This is a genomic window from Sinorhizobium mexicanum (assembly GCF_013488225.1).
Lineage (GTDB): Bacteria > Pseudomonadota > Alphaproteobacteria > Rhizobiales > Rhizobiaceae > Sinorhizobium > Sinorhizobium mexicanum.
The window spans coordinates 1,199,879-1,216,555 of sequence record NZ_CP041241.1 but is presented as its reverse complement, the minus strand read 5'-3'; the positions used below and the strand labels follow the sequence as shown (position 1 = coordinate 1,216,555).

Genomic DNA, 16,677 nt, shown 5'->3' with positions numbered 1-16,677 from the left:
GGTAAGCTGCTGCGGCGGGCGGAAACTGGCGATCCGGTGTCATTGCAGCATTCGCCTTATCGTTGCCAGAAGGGCTTGGCGATCTCCGCCTCGACCTCCTGCCTCGTCAGGCCGATATCATCGATCAAATGCGGATTGTCCTTCGACTTTCGCTCAAGCTCCCAGCGAAAGCGTATCCGCGTGTCCCAGGTCGCTATGATGCCTCGCAGGGTCGCCAGCCTGTGGCGCCCACGCGATCGGTCCGCGAGCCCCACGCGCGTTCCCGGCCGTACTGCCTGATGCGGAGCCGACGCAGGGCTGAAAGTTTTGTTCATGGCAACCTCCATGCGGATTGAGGTCCGGGGACAAAAAGAAGAATGAATTCTGCAGGATACGAACCGCGCTGTAATTAAGCCCTCCCAAAAAGTTCTCAAAAACTTCCAAACGGACTATAGATACGCCGCATGCAGGAATCGCGCTTTGCCTTTGGTCCGTTCGTGCTTGATCCGGGTGCGGGAACGCTCCTTCGGAACGATGATCCCGTCGCTGTCGGCTATCGCGGGCTGAAGCTGCTTGCGGCGCTCGTCGAACGGCCCGGCGAAATTCTGGCCAAGGCCGAACTGATGGACGCGGCGTGGCCGGGCACGGCCGTCGAGGAAGGCAACCTCACCGTCCAGATCGCGCAGCTGAGGAAGCTGCTTGGTCCGGCCGCCGACGGCGGTGAATGGATCTCAACTGTTCCGCGCGTCGGCTACCGCTTCACGGGCGCCATCGAGCAGCTCGCTGGCGCGAAGCGGAGAACTTTGCCGCTGCCCAGCAAGCCATCGATCGCCGTGCTGCCCTTCGTGAATGTCAGCAACGATCCCGAGCAGGAATCCTTCGCGGATGGGTTGACCGAGGACCTGATCACCGACCTGTCCAGGAGCTCCGGCCTGTTCGTCATCGCACGCAACTCGGCCTTTGCCTACAAAGCGAAGGCGAGGGACGTGCGCGAGATCGCGCGAGACCTTGGCGTACGCTACCTGCTGGAGGGTAGCGCAAGACGCGCCGCAGGGCGTGTGCGCATCAACGCTCAGCTCGTCGACGCCGTGAGTGGCGAACATCTGTGGGCGGAACGCTTCGATCGAAGCCTGGAAGACATCTTTGCCGTTCAGGACGAGGTCACCGGCAAGATTGTTGAGGCGTTGCTCGGGCGGCTGCGCGCGCCACCGCCGCGCAATCGGCCCAAAAATCTCGAGGCCTACGATCTCTGCGTGCGGGCGCGCAAGCTGATAGACGATTCGCCGCAGACGGCGCGCGAAGCGCATCTGATGCTCACGCGCGCGGTGTCGCTCGATCCCGAATACGCCGAGGCCTATCGCTGGCTTGCCATCAATCACTGGACGGGATGGGTGCATTGGGGGGAACCCATTGAGCCTAACCGCAGCGTTGCCTTGGAACTGGCGCGCAAGGCTGTCGCGATAGATCCCCACGACGCTGGCTGCCGCTGGGTCCTGGCTAACCTGCTTGCCTATGAGCGCAGCTTCGCCGAGGCGGATGCGGAATTCGCCAAGGCGATCGAGCTCGACCCGAACGAGGCCGACACCTGGGCGACACTGTCCGACATCGCGGTCTTGGCCGGGCGGGTCGATGAGGGCCTTGAACACATTCGCAAGGCGTTCCGGCTGAACCCGTTGCCGGCGAGCTGGTACTATCTGACGCTCGGCCAGGCGCAATATGCGGCCGGCGACTACGAAGCCGCTGTCGAGACTCTGCGCAGGGACGAGACTTATCGTACAAGCTCACGCCGTTTCCTGGCGGCAAGCCTTGCCCAACTGGGCCGGCTCGACGAGGCGCGCGCAGAGGTCGAACTGTTCCTCGTCTCCAACCCGCATTTCTCAACCCGCCACTGGGCGGAGACGGAGCCGTTCCGCGACGGTGCGGCGCTTGAGCACTTCGTTGATGGCTTCCGCAAGGCCGGTCTTCCGGAGTGACGCGCCGGCGTGATCGAAAGCCCTCGATCATCTGGTTTGAGATGTCGATTAAGGCAGACATCTCGGCCACCTCGTAACGGCACCTTCGCACCGTTCGCGCCACCTACTCCTCAAAGCGACCAGTGGCATCACGATCACGGTCGTATCGTTTCTTGAGCGGAAACGGCGGCAACCAGGACTCGCGACGGACAATCCAGCTTTCGTAAGTTGGCATCAGTTGGTCAGGGGCATCCAGGGATCCCAGGTTCACTTCGATCTCGTCTGCGGTGCGCGCGAAAACGGACGAGCCGCAGCGGGGACAGAAAAACCGCCCGGCGTAGTCGCGTGTTTCGCCATCGATTGTCACCGCATCCTCAGGGAATATCGCGGATGCGTGAAAAAGGGCCCCATGATGCTTGCGGCAGTCGAGACAGTGACAAAGGCCAACCCGGTAGGGGAGCCCCGACGCCACAATGCGGACATTGCCGCACAGGCAGCCGCCCGTGAATCGGTCCATGCTGCGTCTCCTCTAAGATCAAGCGGACGGAATGTTACGACGAACAACACTGCCATTGCAAATAGCCGGCTGCGCGGCGAGACGCGTCTTTCCTGCCTGGCGGGCGATTGCGCGGGACGAGGCAAGTGTAGGCTTTGAAATGATCTAACCGGAGCGGCCGTCTATTGCGTCGCGCAGCACCATCGCCGCTTCCGTCCGGTTGGCGGCGCCAAGTTTCGTCATGATCTGCGTCATGTGGTGCTTGACAGTCTTCTCCTGGAGATCGAGCTTTCTTGCAACCTGCTTGTTGCTCATGCCAGAGGCCACAAGGCGCAGAACCTCGTGCTCCCGAGCGGTCAGTTCCGCGATGAGGTCGGATTTGTTCACAGTGGCCGGCGAAGGGTTCGAGAGCAGCTTGGCAGAGAGTGTCGGAGCGACGTAGCTGTCGCCGGAGGCCACCGTCCGTATGACGTCCGCCAGCGCCCTCGATCCGATCCCCTTCAGGACATAACCCTTCGCGCCGCCATTGAGAGCCGCCGTGACGTCGTCGCCAGCCTCGGACACGGTGAGCATCACGATCTTCTGCAGCGGTACCAATTCCAGGATCAGCGGAATCGCGTTCAGCCCACCGCCCGGCATGGAGATGTCCAAGAGCATGACGTCTGGAGAAAGGTTTTGGGCGATTCTCAGCGCGTCGTCGCGCGAACTTCCCTCCGCAACGATCTCAAACCCGTCGATTTCCGAAAGGCTTCTCGTCACGCCCTCTCTGAACAGAGGGTGATCGTCGATTACCGCCACACGTATCATGCCTGTCCAATCTCCTCGATACCGAGTGACATCCTGGCGATGGTGCCGGGGCCGGCGCCGTCGACTTCAAATGTGCCGCCCAGACTCTCTATCCGTTCCCTGAGCCCGGCCAGTCCGAGGCTCGTCGGTCGTATGTTTTTGGGATCAAAACCCGTTCCGCCGTCCGCAACCGCAATGCAGACCCTGTTGCCTTCCGTGCTCTGCGCCACACGTTGTCCGACACCGCCACCGTGGCGGTAAGCATTGTTGAGCGTTTCCTGCACGAAGCGGTATATGCATATCTTTGCGGAGGGAGAAAGGCGTTCAGGCGGATCGGACAGCAATAGCTCGACAGTCGATCCGGTTCGTTGTTCATGGGCGCGAACGACACGCTCCAGGAGTTCCGGCAGGCTCGCCATCTCGATCTGCGGCAGAACCAGCCCGCTGCATATCGTTCTGATCTCGTGCATCGCCTCGTCGAGGCTTGCCTTGATGGCTGTGATTTCCCGTTCGCGTACCGCGGCCGAAGTCGATGCACTGACCAATGCGTTGCTGTCCAGCCGCAACGAGGCGAAGGCGACGAGCTGCGCCGGGCCATCATGCAAATCGGCACCGAGTCGGCGCAGCATGTTCTCGTTCAACGCTGTTGCGCGTTGCGAAGCGTGCTGCAAGCGCCCACGCAGGGCCTCGTTCTGCGAGAGCAGAGCCGAAAGCTCGTCCACACGCTGCCGAAGCGCATGGCGCTGCTTTTCGATGGTCCTGCTGCCGCGCATAACGATCGCAGAAAGCATGATGAAAAACGCCAGGGTGAAGCCTGCGACGGCCAGCCAGGTCAGAAAACGGGCCTGACTCAGGCTGGTTTCGAAATCGTGGGCAATTTCATGGAACTCCGAAACCGCGACGACCTGTCCGGACCAAGGCTGGAGCACAGGATTGTAGATCTCGAGCAGCGGCTTGCCCGCCCGTTGGTTCGTCTCGTCCGCGGCGTCGTCAGCGGGCTTGAACTGAGCCACCATCTCGCCGCCGAATGCGGTTCTCAGCTCATCGCCGAGCTCGAAACGCTGTCCGACCATGTTCTCTTCGTTCGAATAGAGAATGGTGCCGTCCGAGCGCCACAGGCGAAATGCCAGCAACCGGTTTCCGAGGGCCCCTTGTCCGAGCGTCTCGTCGAGCGCGCGCGCAACCGTGTCGTCGAGAACTTGCGTCGTCTGCATGTCGGGCAGGAGCGGCGCGATCACGCTGTCCACGTAGAGTGCAGTCGTCGCTGCCGAGTTCCGGGTAACGGCGCCTTCAATGAGGCTGGTGACGAAAGCGCCGACCACCAGCATGGCGGACATTGCAACGATGCCGCCGATCAGCAGGAACTGCTTCGCCAGCGGCTGCGCGTTCCATCGTTTGATCAGGTCATTGGCACGCAAGAGGAATCTCGGAGTTACACGCTCAACAAAGCAGCTGGACGTCGATCGCAGTCGCGTCGGTAAAACTAATGCGCCCAAGCGGCCGGTCAATGCCATGCGGCCTTGGTCATGTCCATCGGACTTTTGATGGCGGGTGATCGGACCTAAGTCCTATCCATCAGCGCAATGGTCCGGGGACGGTGGTGTCCTCCAGCGGCGCAAGTTAACGTTGCACCAATTCGAATGTGGTTCGATCAGCGCTATCGGCAGCGGGACCGCAAGCATCAAAAGACACGGAGAAGTTCATGACCATTTCCAAAGTAATCGGACGAAGCTTCGTCGCGCTGGCGCTCACCGTCGCCCCAGTTGCAGCCGTTACCTTCGGCGCATCGACTGTTGCTTTTGCCAAGGGCGGCAATGGCGGTGGAAACGGCGGGGGAGGGGGCAACGGCGGTGGCCATGGGGGTGGAAACGGCGGCGGCCACAGTGGCTCGCATTCCAGTTCGGGGAAATCGGGAACGTCCAAATCGGGAACGTCAGGGACGAGCAAGAAAAGCGGCAATAGCCACGGTACGTCGAAGCAAAAATCCGTCACCACACACAAGAAATCCGGCTCGGCAGTCAAGGCGGCAAAGGTCGTGAAGACGGAAACGGTGACCGTAACCACGCCGGAGACGGTTTCCGACACAGCAAAGCTCAGTTCGCTGAACCGGAACTATCATGCCTATTTGAACTCCAACGACCCCCGCATGAAGGCCATTTCCGCCTATGCGATCGCCTATGCCGAGTTCGAGGCTGAGAACGGCCCGGACGCCATTCCGACAGATCCTGCCTTGAGCGATGAAGCGCTCCGCGAAGCCCTCGAGAGCTTCACGAAGGACGGCGTTGTGACCGACGACACGCTCGCTGACGCCAAGGACATACTCGGTGTCGGGCCGGCGGTCGGCAAGATCGACGAGATCCGCGCGACGCTTCCGGAGCCTACCGATCCCGAGTTGGAACCTGAGACAACCGATCCGGAGGCGGCGGAGGCCGTAGATACGGAAACAGTGACCATAACCGAGCTGGAGAACACAACCTCCGACACGGCAAACCTGAGCTCGTTGAACCGGAACTATCATGCCTATTTGAACTCCAATGATCCTCGCATGGCCGGCATTTCCGCCTACGCCACCGCCTATGCCGAGTTCGAGGCTGAGAACGGCCCGGACGCCATTCCGACAGATCCGGCCTTGAGCGATGACGCGCTTCGCGAAGCCCTCGAGGGTTTCACGAAGGACGGCGTTGTGACCGACGACACGCTCGCTGACGCCAAGGACATACTCGGTGTCGGGCCGGCGGTCGGCAAGATCGACGAGATCCGCGCGACGCTTCCGGAGCCTGCCGATCCCGAGTTGGAACCTGAGACAACCGATCCGGAGCTGGAATCCGCAAATTGAACCTAAGCCTGGCCGGCAGTGGCGGTAACCGCTGCAGCCGGCCCTTAAGCCGAATGGGACGGATCGATCCATGAACCTGGAGAAATTCAGCAGTGTCGTTCGTCATGTGACACAGGCGATGCAACACGGACGGATCGGTTTTTCCCTGCAGCAAATCAACGCGGTCGACGATCCAAGCGAAGTTCTCTATTCGGAATGCTTGGGAAGGCTCGTCGAGCCTGACGGCACAATCAGGACCTGTGGCGAATTCATAGCCTTTCTCGAAGCGTCGGGGCGGGCGCCCGCTTTTGACCGGCACGTGGTTGATCTCGCATTCGACTGGTTGGCTTGCCATCCGGCGGCGTCTTTGGGCTGCAACATTTCGGCAGAAAATCTTGCCGGCAAACAGAATTGGGCTGTTCTGTACGATCTGCTTCACAGGCATCGAGCGATGGCTCCGCGCCTCGTTCTCGAGATAACGGAAAGCCTGCCGGTTGCGACGCTCTCCGCCGCGGCTGAGTTGCTTCAGAGCGTTCGCGATCTCGGATACAAAGTCGCGATAGACGACTTCGGTACCGGCTATTCGACGCCCGAAACGCTTTTGTCCCTCCCCGTCGACATCGTGAAGATCGACGGCTTTTTCGTACAGCGCCGCGGCGATAAAGCGGAGCGGTTCCTTCGGCACATGGTCGGTCTGGCGTGCTGCGCGGCGTGCACCGTGGTCGTCGAAGGCATCGAGACATATGCCCAGTTAGAGGCTGCGAAAGCGGCCGGGGCAACACATGTGCAGGGGTTTCTCCTGTCCGAGCCAACCCTGCCACCCGTCCATTGCGGACAGGTGAATTCCGCCCGGCATGCGGTCGCTTCCAAATGGATGATGTGAGGGCGAGAACACGGTCCGCCTATGCGGCTCCCGTTGCTTCCGCCGATGTTTTCGGCGGCGTCGTTCAAGCCTTTTTCGATTTCCGAATGTATTCGACCAATGCGCGCAGCTTCAGCGGCTGCTGGTGGCGCGTGGGGTAATAGAGATAGAAGCCGGCGAAGGGCGGACAGTAGGCTTCGAGCAGCGGCACGAGTTCGCCGCGCTCGATATAGGGCTGGAACGTCTCCTCCATCCCGAAGGTGATGCCCGCACCGGCCCTGGCCAGACGGATCATCATTCCCATGTCGTTGGTCGTCACGATCGGATCCACTGAGACATCGAAATCTCGACCATTCTCTGTGAATTCCCAGCGGTAGGGCGCAGTGTCCGGGCGCGGCCGCCAGCCGATGCAGACATGCGTCGAGAGATCGCGCGGATGGCTGGGAGTCCCGTGCCGTTCGATATATACGGGGGAGGCGACAGCGCATTGTCTTTGCTCCGCCGACACCGGCAGCGCGATCATGTCCTGCTCGATGACTTCGCCAAGGCGCACGCCCGCATCGAAACCGGCCTCGACAATGTCGAACTCCTCGTCCGTGATCGTCAAGTCCAGCCTCACCTTCGGAAAGGCCTCGACAAAACCGGCGAGCAGCCTGCCGGACAGGAAGCTCTCGGCGATCGACGAAATGGCAATCCGCAAGCGCCCGCTCGGATTGGCCTCAACCTCCCGTACCGTCTGTACTGCAGCGCTGACCTGGGCGGCCGATAAACGCACGCTCTCGTAAAAAAGCTCGCCTGCTTCCGTCAGCCTAACGCTGCGCGTCGTGCGCTGCACGAGAGCGACGCCGATGCGATCTTCCAGGCGTTGCAGTGCTTGGCTCACCGCCGAGCGGGTGACGCCCAGTCGCTCGCTCGCAACGCGGAAGTTGCGCGCTTCGGCGATCGCCAGAAATACCGAAATGCCTTCGAAATCATCGACCATTGGTTAGAAACTCTAACCAACGCATCCTGGATTGGCAACTCGATCGCGGCATATCGGGCGCATACTCTGCGATCGTCATCAGATCTTCATGAGAGGAAACATGTTCACGACCTTTCCCAAGAACCTGGCGCTCGGTCCGGCCATCACCTTGCTTGCGACCTGCACATCGGTGAGTTCCGCCTCGGGTGAAGACCGGATTCACGATCCGTCACCGCATCAACGCACGAAGCAGGAAGCAATGGCACCGCATCCTTATGTCGGGATGTGGGTGACGGACGACGGATATGTCCGGCACGAACTCCTCGCCAACGGGCGCTACGATGAGGCCCGCGGTACTCGGGATAGCGCCTACCAGGGGCGCTACGAGGTCTCCGGCAATCATATCGAATATTGGGACGACACCGGTTTCACCGCCGACGGCGATTTTGTGGACGAGAACACGCTCCATCACGGCGGCATGGTCCTCCGCCGTCGATAGCCGCGAAAGCGTTACACGCTTTTCCTGGAATGCTCTAATAACGGATCAATCCCTATTTGCGCTATCGCAACGACCTCTGCCTGCTTACGGACGACAGTGTTATTGCAAACTGAGGTTGATGGGGGTTCAGGATGAGCAAGATCCGTAAAGTTGGCAGGGGTCTTCTGGGTCGCACATTCGCCGCTATTGGTGCCGCAAGTGCTATAGCCACCGCGATTGAAGACAATCGCCGTCCCAACGATCGCGACCTAAGGACGTTGGGTATCGACCCTGGGACTTTCCCGCAATTTACCCTCTAAGGGCGTCCCCTACAAGATCGCGCCATGTGCCGCTGCGCCCAGTGGTCTTTGCTATCTAATGCCGCAAATCTACACGGGCCGTACACCGGCCAAAGCGGCCTGGTTTCTGGCCTGGCCATTTGACTGCAAGCTCAAAGCGAAGGTCACGAGCGCGATCAACGAGAACAGTGATTTGGATACCAGGCTCACCAGAAATGTCGCCCGATAGGCAGGTTCGATCAGGATGCTCGTCTCAAGCAGAATATAAATCACGATGAATATTGCCGCGAAACAATAAAGGGGAAGCCTGAGGCCTTCGGATCTTTCTTCGTTCTCGATAACACAATCCGTTATTACGCAGATGCCGACGCCATACATTGCCGGAATAAGAGAGCAGATTGCGTAATACCCCGTCAGCACAAGAATTCCTCCTTGGCCGATCTGCAAAAGCGCAGTCACGCTGTCATATCTCCACTGATACAAAATTACCCAAATGATGGCTGTGGCGAAGGCACAAGTCATTGCGGCGAAGACGATACCGCCATACTGGGAAAGCGGGAAATTCCGGATATCCGAGAAGGCTGTCCACGCACCCTGGTCGATCTTGTGGGTTCGTATGACAAGAGCGCAGATCCCGGCCGCGAGGAAGCTTGTAAAGAGTGATGCCGAGGTGAAGAAAGCCTCTTCGAACGGACTCACTGTCGAAGGGCCGGGCAAGAAAACAGCATGTATTTTGTGGTATGCGGTTAGCAGGATCACGCAGCCGAGAAATGCAGTAAAGGTCGACAACAAGGCTGAGTTATTCCATGGCCGAGGCTTGCTGCGGCTTTTCCGCACGAGCAACAGCAGTTCTCTAAGCACCACGTCCAGGGGCCGAGCGCCTCGGTCCGGGTGCACGTATGCCTTCATCACTCTTGTGTCATTGAGAGCAATGATCGCAAAAAGGGCACTCAATCTGCGGTTGGATATGCCGATTTCGGCTGCTTTCGCGCGCCACAGGTCCGCAAGCGTCAGGTAGGAGCGAATATCCTCTTGCTCCAGCGACGCGAAAATTGACCCTGGATTAGCGAGAATTTCGGCGGAAATAGATTGAATCCTTTGTGAATCGCCGTCCTTGATCGGAGCCTCCGGCGACGTGTTGCTTCTTTCAATTATGTATCTCACGACGGGGGAAGATGAGGTCTTTGAAACAAGTTCCTTTACCTCCTGCTTCAGGTTTTCGGACCTGGGCCTGAGAACATCCAGGACATCGCGGTATTTGTCGAATTCGCCCGCCGACCAAATGTCCTGGCCGTTGATCGTCCATCGGGCAAACAGTTCCGCGCCCACCGTCCGCCTTGCGACTTTGTCAGCCTCCTCCCGCGAGCAGCCAGCATAGAGAGCGAGGCTTTGGATCTTGCGGAACCGCTGCAGGTCCGGCTCATAGCGGGGATCCCTTCCTACATACGCCTCGATCTCGCTCTGGGAGAGCTTGGTGACACGCTCGAAAAATTCATCGGGGATGTTGGATACACTATGGGCCATGCTGCGCAGGGCAAGTTCGATCTGAGCGAACAGTGGAGTGGACGGGATAACGCCTATGACGATCAGGGCCGCACCAAGCGGCCATGCCGGTCCTTCAAAACCGTCGAGTTTTCCCTCGGCCAGCACCCGTATGATCGGCTGTGATGCACACATGAAGAAATAGAGAATTTCCAGTGACACCGTGTAGATGAGGTAGGCCTTGCGGAAAACGCTCTTGCCGACGATTGCCGGCAGCGAAAGCAGACGTACGAAGTCGAATTCCTCGCCTCTGGGCGGTGTTATCAGGGACTCGACCCGCTTTCTTGAATGAAAGGCGATCGTCAAGGCCCCGAACAGGAATGTCAGGCTTGTCGGGTCACGCAACCAGTCAACCAACGCGCCCATGGCGTGCACCCCTCAGCATCGATTGATTTGCGGATTACATTGCGCATTCGCGTCCCACGACGCGGCAGGAACCAGCCCGCATGCTATGGTTGTCGCCAAAAGTAGGGTCAGGAGGAATTGCTTTCGCATGGCCAGCTCCACGAACAGGACCTCGCGGCACCTTTCAGGCGTGAGATGGTTGAGGTTCGATACAAAGCCGCCTTGGGAAAGAATAATCGCCTTCAAATACGCAAGCGGCTTGTAGATATTAGATGATAGCGCGGGCTGATCGCCGGACCTGTTACATTTGTTACACTATAAATTTCTTCGGCTGGTTTGAGTCCAGATGTCCTTATTGTCCGTGATGCGACTTGCAAACAGCAAACCGCGTCGGCGAGCCGATAGTAATCTCTTCCCGTAATCTGATGGTGAGGGACGGCTCCCCCATGGGAGCCGTCCGGCCGAGTTCCATCTTCGCCCTCGGTCCTCTCAGCGACCTGCTCAAAATGATCAGATCGCAAAGGGCGTCTGCGCATCGTAAATAGGGTTCCTCGGTCCGACCTGCCAGTGGTTGGGGGTCTGGTCGGGTGGCAATTTCATCATGATGGCCCGGTGGAAGGCGGCATAGTCGCGGGTGAAGCGACCATGGTTCCAGGTGGAGATCAACGCGGCGGTAAAGGCACCATTGCCGATGCCGTCGAGCGAGACCTGGTTATCCTGGCATCCGGAAATCAGGCGAACGCTGCACGAGATCGGAGACGTGATCTCGCGTGTCAGATTGCGTCCTTCGCCAAGCGAGATGGAGGCGCCGAGGCGCGCATAGAAGTCGCGGTTCTGGCGGAACGTCCGCGTGGCGACGTCGATGGGCATCGCGCGCGGTATGCCCGCGGCAACTGCGTGACCGTTCGTCAGTGCATGTCCGTCAGCGACGCCGGCGCGCACGACGGTGCCGCTGTGGCAACTGTCCGAAACGACCAGCACGCGGACGCCCGCCCTGAATTCGGACCAGAGGCCATAGAGCTCGTCATCGACAAGCTGGCCGTCGTAGAGACACCAGGTTTCGTCGGTGGAATCGTCTTCATCGTTGTTGAAATCCGGGAGCTGCCCGCCATGACCCGAGTAGCTGATCAGGAAGATATCACCCTCCTTGAGATCCCTCGCTGCTCTCTTGACCTCGCTGATGACGTTCTGGCGTGTCGCCTCCTTGGTGAGGAGCGACTTGGTGTCGTATCCGAGAGCGGCCGCGATTTCCTGCATATCGCTGGCGTCGAATTCACAGGCGCGCAGCGGTCCGTCCCAGCCCGCATAGTGAGCGGCGCTGACCATATTCAGGCCGATGTGGAGCGACATCCCTGACGGCCCGTCGGTTGCTCGCGAACTTGCGGCAGCCGGGCGGGAAGGTGTTTCGAGGGCCGCTGTCGCGGCGGACGGCGCCTTGGCTCTTCCGGCGCGCGCCTTGCTCGCTTTATGCTCGACGTCCCGTGCCCTTGAGGCAAACTGTTCGATCAGCGCCGCAAATTTTTGTGCCACCTTGGCATAGCCGTTGTCTGTCGGGTGCAACTCGTCGAACCACTCCGTTGCGCCCACTATGTTGCGGCAATTGATGTAGTTGAGCCGCGCCGATGAGCTCTGCAACAGCGACAGGCGTTCATTGAAGCGATCGATCATGACGCGGGCAATCGCCCGCTGGAAATCCGGATCCTTGATCCCTCGCGATTCCATCGGTTTGCCAAGCCAATTTCCCTTTGCCGGGATCGTGTAATCGTAACCATGACAAAGGATCTGCACTTTCGGAAAGGCCTTGGCGACCTGCCGAACGAGCTTGCCGTACATGCCGATTGCATCGTCCAGCAGCGCCTCGAACGAGGGCCTGAGATGCGCCTCGGGCGGCAAGGCAGGATCGAAATCGAAGAGATGAGCGGCGAGGTTGCCGCCCGCCACGACATCGTTGCCGCCGCCGCTGAACAGGAAGATGGATGCTCCCGTGTTTTCGATCGCATCCATGTATTCGGCTTGTCTCAGCATGTTCGACAACGTGTCGCCGGCGGCGTCGAGGCTGAAGATTGCGTAGTGCTTCATCAACTGGTCGATGACGTCCATCAGGCGGAATGGATACTGAAACCAGCTGTCGCCCTCAGAGACGATGATCGGCCCCTTGTAGTCTCCGCTGCCGATGCGATTGTGGAAAGCGGCCTGGCGGCGAAGGCGCGAGATGAAGTTCGCGCTGTTCAGAAGTGCGGCGCTGCGGGCCCGCCCTTCCGGTGTCGCGGGCACGGTGACCAACTCGCGATTGATCTCGAGCACCGGGTTGAAGGGTCCCGACTTCTCGTCGTCGACCAGAAAGTATTTCTGAAGCTCCTGCTCGCTCAGACTGGGATCAGCAAGCTTCCTGTTCAGTTCTTCCAAAGATATTTTGCTGCCTGACGTCATAACCCGTCCTCCCTCTTTGCCGGTCGGGAACATCCGACACTGGCGCGATGCGGTTGAGTATCTGGCTGATGAGGTCGGTCTTCAGCTGAAGATCTTCCTGTTGGAGCAATTCTCCGAGGCGAGGCGGGATCGAGATTTCGTTGATCTGGATTTTCGCGAAGGCGGGGTGATCTTTCCAGATCTCGTCGATCCGAGTCTTGCGAAGCGACTTGCCGATGAAGACCGGCGGAGGGTCGCTCGAGCGATCGGAGAAAGCTTTCTCTATGAGGTCGAGTATCGACTTCGAGTACATGCCGACGGTCAGCCTTCCATTCGTAGCCGAGTCAGGGACGTGGAGCGCAACAGCCGGCGCATTGGTTTGGCCCGTTGGCGGTAGCGCCGATATCAGTTGCGTGAAGCCGTCAGCAAAGTCCTTTGCGTCAATCGTCGGCGTGATGAAGTCGAGACTGGCGAGACGCCTGGCGAGCAGACGGAACGACGCGACGCGGTCACGTCTCCATCTCTCAATGAGGTCGCGGAAGAGAAGGACGCCAGCGCCGTCGCAAATGATGTGCAGGGAATATTGATCCAGCGGCAACAGGCACTCCAGAATATGATCGACCGGGCCCTTTATTGCCGCTGACTTTCTGCTGGCCGACTCGACGTCCCGCCAGAACGACCTGCCGATCCCATGTGCAACGTCCTCGATCAGGTGGTCCAGCCGATCGCTGCGAACATCGATCTGCTTGGTGGCTTCGGTGAAAAGACCGGAGAGGATCGCGGTCGTCTGGTCGACGAAGTCGTTGCACCAAACGATCGTCAGCGGGTAGAGGCCATGCTGCTTTATCGCATTCTTTTCTCGTGCGATCTGCTGGGCGGTCTGACCGAGCCCCAGCAAACTGCCGCCAAACCGCAGCAGAATTCCGCGGTAGCCACGATTGGCCGGGCCGTCCTTTGGCTCCCAGACCGGCGCGACGGGTTCATTGTCTCGGCCGTCCCGACTGAGGAACCTGACGGTTTCGTCGAATGTCTTGGCGGAATATGGGTAGGGCGCTCTTTTGACTTCTTTCCCGTCGTCGAGGTGGATGAGGTGACCCAGCACCTCGTAACCCGGGACACCGGCAACGCGGGCAGGCTTGCGAGCAAAAAAGATGCCCTGTTCTCCGATTGAGAGGTCGAAGGCGCCGGGGGTGGAAACGCCCAGCCGAAGTACCCAGCCATCGAAGATGTTGTCGGCCCAGTCCTGATAGGACCAATGGCCCAATCCGTTGCAGCCGAGATAGCTGCCCCACTCCGTCCCCCACGAATTGAGCACGAGAAAGCCCGTGCTGTCGTAGCCGACGACGACAAAGGCATGGCCGCCTCCGTCTCCGGTCGACTGTATGATCTTGCCTTCATTCGCGCGCACGGCTTCGATATTCCAGCCGGTGTGCGTCGCGGCGGAAACAAGGACGGGTCCAACTTCGTTCAGGGCCGCGTGATAGTCGTTGAGGCTCGGACGCAAGCGATAGTAGGCGCCCAGCGACACTTCGCGTGCGGCCTTGGCACGCCTGACGTTCAGCGTACCGCGGGGGTCACCTGGTTCGTACTTCCAGAGATCGTCGGAGCAAACGCCATGGTGGTAAAAGCTTTTGATGGCTTCCCTAAGGGAAAGGCCCTCATCGCCGTCAGCTGGTTCGCGCAGTCGAGCCATCTCGTAAAGCATGCGCGCGCTGACCGGCACGTTGGCAGCTGCATCCTGGCAATTGAGCAATCTCTGGAGATCGATGAGACTGGCGAGCGCCTGGGCGCTGCACGTGCCCTCCACGCCCTGATTTCTCGGCAGCCAGTACAGAGGCTCGGCGCTCTTCAGCGCATCAAGAACGAGTTCAGCCGGCGACAGCGCCGGGAGGAGAGGGCGAAGGTTCGGCGTGTAGATCTGATCGCGCAAATCAGTTGGATCGCGCGGAACATTGCGTACCGTCTCCTGCCGCTTGCGAGAAAAAACCTGCATGGTGGTAAGCGCCCAAAAGCCAGAATCGGTTCTGATTGGCTGACGCCCGGCATGGAATGCCGGGCGTCTTCCCATGATTTCAAGCAGCGCGCGGTTCCGCCTCTTCGCTCCCTTCGAGATACTCATTGTCCGGTTCGGCAAGCCGCCGGCGGCGAGACAAGTCGTCGGAGTTCGAAAGGGCGAAGTAAACGTCCGCGATCAGTTCGGATATCTTGGCGGGATCGAGCTTGTTGTTGCTCACGAACCCGGTCACGATCTCGGTCGTCATCTGCAATATCGGATCCGGTTGCGCCGCGTCGCTGTCCATGGTCTCGACAGGGAACAGCGGAGTCCTGGGTGTCTCCATGAATTCCGAGCCGTCGTCGTAATGGGCTGCGGCGATCGGAATCGCCGAGCGCGTGCCGATCCCTTGTACGACCTCTGGCCCAAAGGCAGTCTCCAGCCCGCCTCTGACGGGCACAACGAGCCGGAGGGCTCCAAGAAACCGTGCGTGATACCGCGCAATCGCTTCTGCAATCCCTGGTTCGTGCCCGTTGATGATGGCGCGCGCTCCGACAGGGTCGTTTACGTTATGCCGGAAGTACCGCGCCAAGCTGTGCCGGCCGCCGCTGTCGCCTCGAAACCAACCTTCCCCCATGCCGACAAACATGATCGCGGCTGCATAGTCCGGCCGCAGAGCCAAATCAGGGTTGTCGGCGAGATTGTCGCCGACATGGCCGCCGGCGCGTCGATAGTTATCCCGCCAGGTCAACTGGACATATCCACGCCCGTAGTAAGGATAGTAGCGAAGGTTGCGCCGTCGCCAGGCTTCGGAGAGCCAATAGGCCTCCTTCACCGGTGTCATCTGCCGGGCCGTTTCATGGAATGTCGTGGCAAGCATATAAGCCAGCCAGCGGGGGTCGCCGTCCGGAAGTCTCAGCTCCCACTCGTCAAGTATGGCCGACATCCCGTCTACTTGACCTTGAGTCAGCCGGCCACCGAACATCGGCCGAGCTTGATTGAAGAAGAATGTGCGATCGAATGGCATTCGTGCCTCCTATGTTCAAGACTCACTTGAGAGAACAGGACATGGGTGATTGGAATCCGAATGCGTTGAGCGTTGCGCCCAAGGTTTCACGGTTAATGACAATGGCGGCCGAGGTTGGATGAAGACCGGGATTGTTTCCCTGGAGCCGGTCCGAGTAGGCGATGATATGGCCTTGGGAAGAGATGATGCTGTCGGCTTTCCCTTCCCAGCACCCGTTGTATGCGCACACCGACATATCCTTGGTGCTGGTATTGACCACGCCGCCAGCAGGCGTGAAGTCCTCTTCACTCTCGCACTTGTAGGAGTTGCAGTGGATTTCGAACTCACCGTTGCTGCATGAGTAGTCGCCTGATGCCGCGAAGGTGTCGAAGGGTGAAAGTATTATGATTATTGCGGCTAGATGAACGTTTCGCATGATGACCCACCCCAAAAGTGTTGTTTCGCGTTGTTCCAAGTGGTCGCGAGCTTTCTCCCCGCGCCATGGACTTCCATGCGTGTTCGATAGTCAGGGTCTAAGCATCGAAAAATCAGCGGGTAGGGCGCGGGAGCAGAATGCATTTCGGCCGAAACGTGGGCCGACTTGCATCAAAAGTTACGCGGAGCCGTTCAGCTCCCCGAGCACTAACCGAACTTTATAAGCCACTAACGAAGTGTCTTTAACTGGCGTGTGACGGCATGAAGCCAAGGTCCTGGTGCAAGACCTGCTCGTCGGTCACAGAGGTATTGTCAGTAT

14 protein-coding genes are annotated in these 16,677 nt (G+C 59.5%); 4 read left to right on the top strand and 10 right to left on the bottom strand.

What is annotated here, in order from left to right:
* Nucleotides 1-56 precede the first annotated feature (56 nt).
* Nucleotides 57-314, bottom strand: coding sequence for a DUF1127 domain-containing protein (locus FKV68_RS29770; protein WP_245181496.1), 258 nt, complete (start codon nt 312-314; stop codon nt 57-59).
* Between the two features lie 129 nt (nt 315-443).
* Between FKV68_RS29770 and FKV68_RS29765 the strand changes: the two genes are divergently transcribed.
* Nucleotides 444-1,952, top strand: a complete 1,509-nt coding sequence (locus tag FKV68_RS29765; RefSeq protein WP_180942517.1) for a winged helix-turn-helix domain-containing tetratricopeptide repeat protein — start codon at nt 444-446, stop codon at nt 1,950-1,952.
* A gap of 103 nt (nt 1,953-2,055) precedes the next feature.
* Here FKV68_RS29765 and FKV68_RS29760 read toward each other — a convergent pair whose 3' ends face one another.
* The 3 genes from FKV68_RS29760 to FKV68_RS29750 all read right to left on the bottom strand — a co-directional run bounded on the left by FKV68_RS29760 (nt 2,056) and on the right by FKV68_RS29750 (nt 4,631).
* Entirely contained in the window at nt 2,056-2,448 is a 393-nt protein-coding gene (locus FKV68_RS29760) for a GFA family protein (protein WP_180942516.1), read from the bottom strand.
* 144 nt (nt 2,449-2,592) lie between these two features.
* A complete protein-coding gene (locus tag FKV68_RS29755; protein ID WP_180942515.1) occupies nt 2,593-3,234 on the bottom strand; it encodes a LuxR C-terminal-related transcriptional regulator in 642 nt (213 codons plus the stop codon).
* The gene (locus FKV68_RS29750) at nt 3,231-4,631 is read right to left on the bottom strand and encodes a sensor histidine kinase (RefSeq protein ID WP_425347605.1); all 1,401 of its coding nucleotides are present in this window, start codon (nt 4,629-4,631) and stop codon (nt 3,231-3,233) included. The genes FKV68_RS29755 and FKV68_RS29750 overlap by 4 nt, the downstream gene beginning before the upstream one ends.
* A 284-nt stretch (nt 4,632-4,915) precedes the next feature.
* Between FKV68_RS29750 and FKV68_RS29745 the strand changes: the two genes are divergently transcribed.
* Both FKV68_RS29745 and FKV68_RS29740 read left to right on the top strand, forming a co-directional pair.
* Nucleotides 4,916-6,049 (top strand): hypothetical protein, encoded by a 1,134-nt coding sequence (locus tag FKV68_RS29745; protein ID WP_180942513.1) that lies wholly within the window; start codon nt 4,916-4,918, stop codon nt 6,047-6,049.
* Between the two features lie 70 nt (nt 6,050-6,119).
* Nucleotides 6,120-6,911: an EAL domain-containing protein gene (locus FKV68_RS29740; protein WP_180942512.1), complete on the top strand. Its 792-nt coding sequence runs from the start codon at nt 6,120-6,122 to the stop codon at nt 6,909-6,911.
* A gap of 64 nt (nt 6,912-6,975) precedes the next feature.
* Here FKV68_RS29740 and FKV68_RS29735 read toward each other — a convergent pair whose 3' ends face one another.
* Nucleotides 6,976-7,872, bottom strand: a complete 897-nt coding sequence (locus tag FKV68_RS29735) for a LysR family transcriptional regulator (RefSeq protein WP_180942511.1) — start codon at nt 7,870-7,872, stop codon at nt 6,976-6,978.
* A gap of 100 nt (nt 7,873-7,972) precedes the next feature.
* Here FKV68_RS29735 and FKV68_RS29730 point away from each other — a divergent pair, with 100 nt between their 5' ends.
* On the top strand, nt 7,973-8,350 hold the full coding sequence (locus FKV68_RS29730; RefSeq protein ID WP_180942510.1) for an Atu4866 domain-containing protein: 378 nt from the start codon (nt 7,973-7,975) through the stop codon (nt 8,348-8,350).
* Nucleotides 8,351-8,718: 368 nt separating this feature from the next.
* On the opposite strand, the gene FKV68_RS29725 is transcribed toward FKV68_RS29730, so the two are convergent.
* From FKV68_RS29725 to FKV68_RS29705, 5 genes are all read right to left on the bottom strand, one after another.
* Entirely contained in the window at nt 8,719-10,536 is a 1,818-nt protein-coding gene (locus tag FKV68_RS29725; RefSeq protein WP_180942509.1) for a hypothetical protein, read from the bottom strand.
* Nucleotides 10,537-11,025: 489 nt separating this feature from the next.
* Nucleotides 11,026-12,945 (bottom strand): caspase family protein, encoded by a 1,920-nt coding sequence (locus FKV68_RS29720; protein ID WP_180942508.1) that lies wholly within the window; start codon nt 12,943-12,945, stop codon nt 11,026-11,028.
* Entirely contained in the window at nt 12,893-14,917 is a 2,025-nt protein-coding gene (locus FKV68_RS29715) for a C1 family peptidase (protein WP_180942507.1), read from the bottom strand. Before FKV68_RS29715 ends, FKV68_RS29720 begins: the two co-directional genes overlap by 53 nt.
* Before the next feature lie 79 nt (nt 14,918-14,996).
* Complete coding sequence (locus FKV68_RS29710) at nt 14,997-15,944, bottom strand: glycoside hydrolase family 19 protein (protein ID WP_209647270.1); 948 nt, start codon at nt 15,942-15,944, stop codon at nt 14,997-14,999.
* Between the two features lie 22 nt (nt 15,945-15,966).
* Entirely contained in the window at nt 15,967-16,398 is a 432-nt protein-coding gene (locus FKV68_RS29705; RefSeq protein ID WP_180942506.1) for a hypothetical protein, read from the bottom strand.
* Between the last annotated feature and the right edge of the window lie 279 nt (nt 16,399-16,677).

Excerpts from the sequence above, each read along its gene's own strand:
- FKV68_RS29755 (WP_180942515.1), bottom strand. The coding sequence starts at position 3,234 with ATGATACGTGTGGCGGTAATCGACGATCACCCTCTGTTCAGAGAGGGC.
- FKV68_RS29720 (WP_180942508.1), bottom strand. The coding sequence starts at position 12,945 with ATGACGTCAGGCAGCAAAATATCTTTGGAAGAACTGAACAGGAAGCTT.
- FKV68_RS29765 (WP_180942517.1), top strand. The coding sequence starts at position 444 with ATGCAGGAATCGCGCTTTGCCTTTGGTCCGTTCGTGCTTGATCCGGGT.
- FKV68_RS29730 (WP_180942510.1), top strand. The coding sequence starts at position 7,973 with ATGTTCACGACCTTTCCCAAGAACCTGGCGCTCGGTCCGGCCATCACC.
- FKV68_RS29715 (WP_180942507.1), bottom strand. The coding sequence starts at position 14,917 with ATGCAGGTTTTTTCTCGCAAGCGGCAGGAGACGGTACGCAATGTTCCG.
- FKV68_RS29710 (WP_209647270.1), bottom strand. The coding sequence starts at position 15,944 with ATGCCATTCGATCGCACATTCTTCTTCAATCAAGCTCGGCCGATGTTC.
- FKV68_RS29745 (WP_180942513.1), top strand. The coding sequence starts at position 4,916 with ATGACCATTTCCAAAGTAATCGGACGAAGCTTCGTCGCGCTGGCGCTC.
- FKV68_RS29770 (WP_245181496.1), bottom strand. The coding sequence starts at position 314 with ATGAACAAAACTTTCAGCCCTGCGTCGGCTCCGCATCAGGCAGTACGG.
- FKV68_RS29740 (WP_180942512.1), top strand. The coding sequence starts at position 6,120 with ATGAACCTGGAGAAATTCAGCAGTGTCGTTCGTCATGTGACACAGGCG.
- FKV68_RS29725 (WP_180942509.1), bottom strand. The coding sequence starts at position 10,536 with ATGGGCGCGTTGGTTGACTGGTTGCGTGACCCGACAAGCCTGACATTC.
- FKV68_RS29760 (WP_180942516.1), bottom strand. The coding sequence starts at position 2,448 with ATGGACCGATTCACGGGCGGCTGCCTGTGCGGCAATGTCCGCATTGTG.
- FKV68_RS29735 (WP_180942511.1), bottom strand. The coding sequence starts at position 7,872 with ATGGTCGATGATTTCGAAGGCATTTCGGTATTTCTGGCGATCGCCGAA.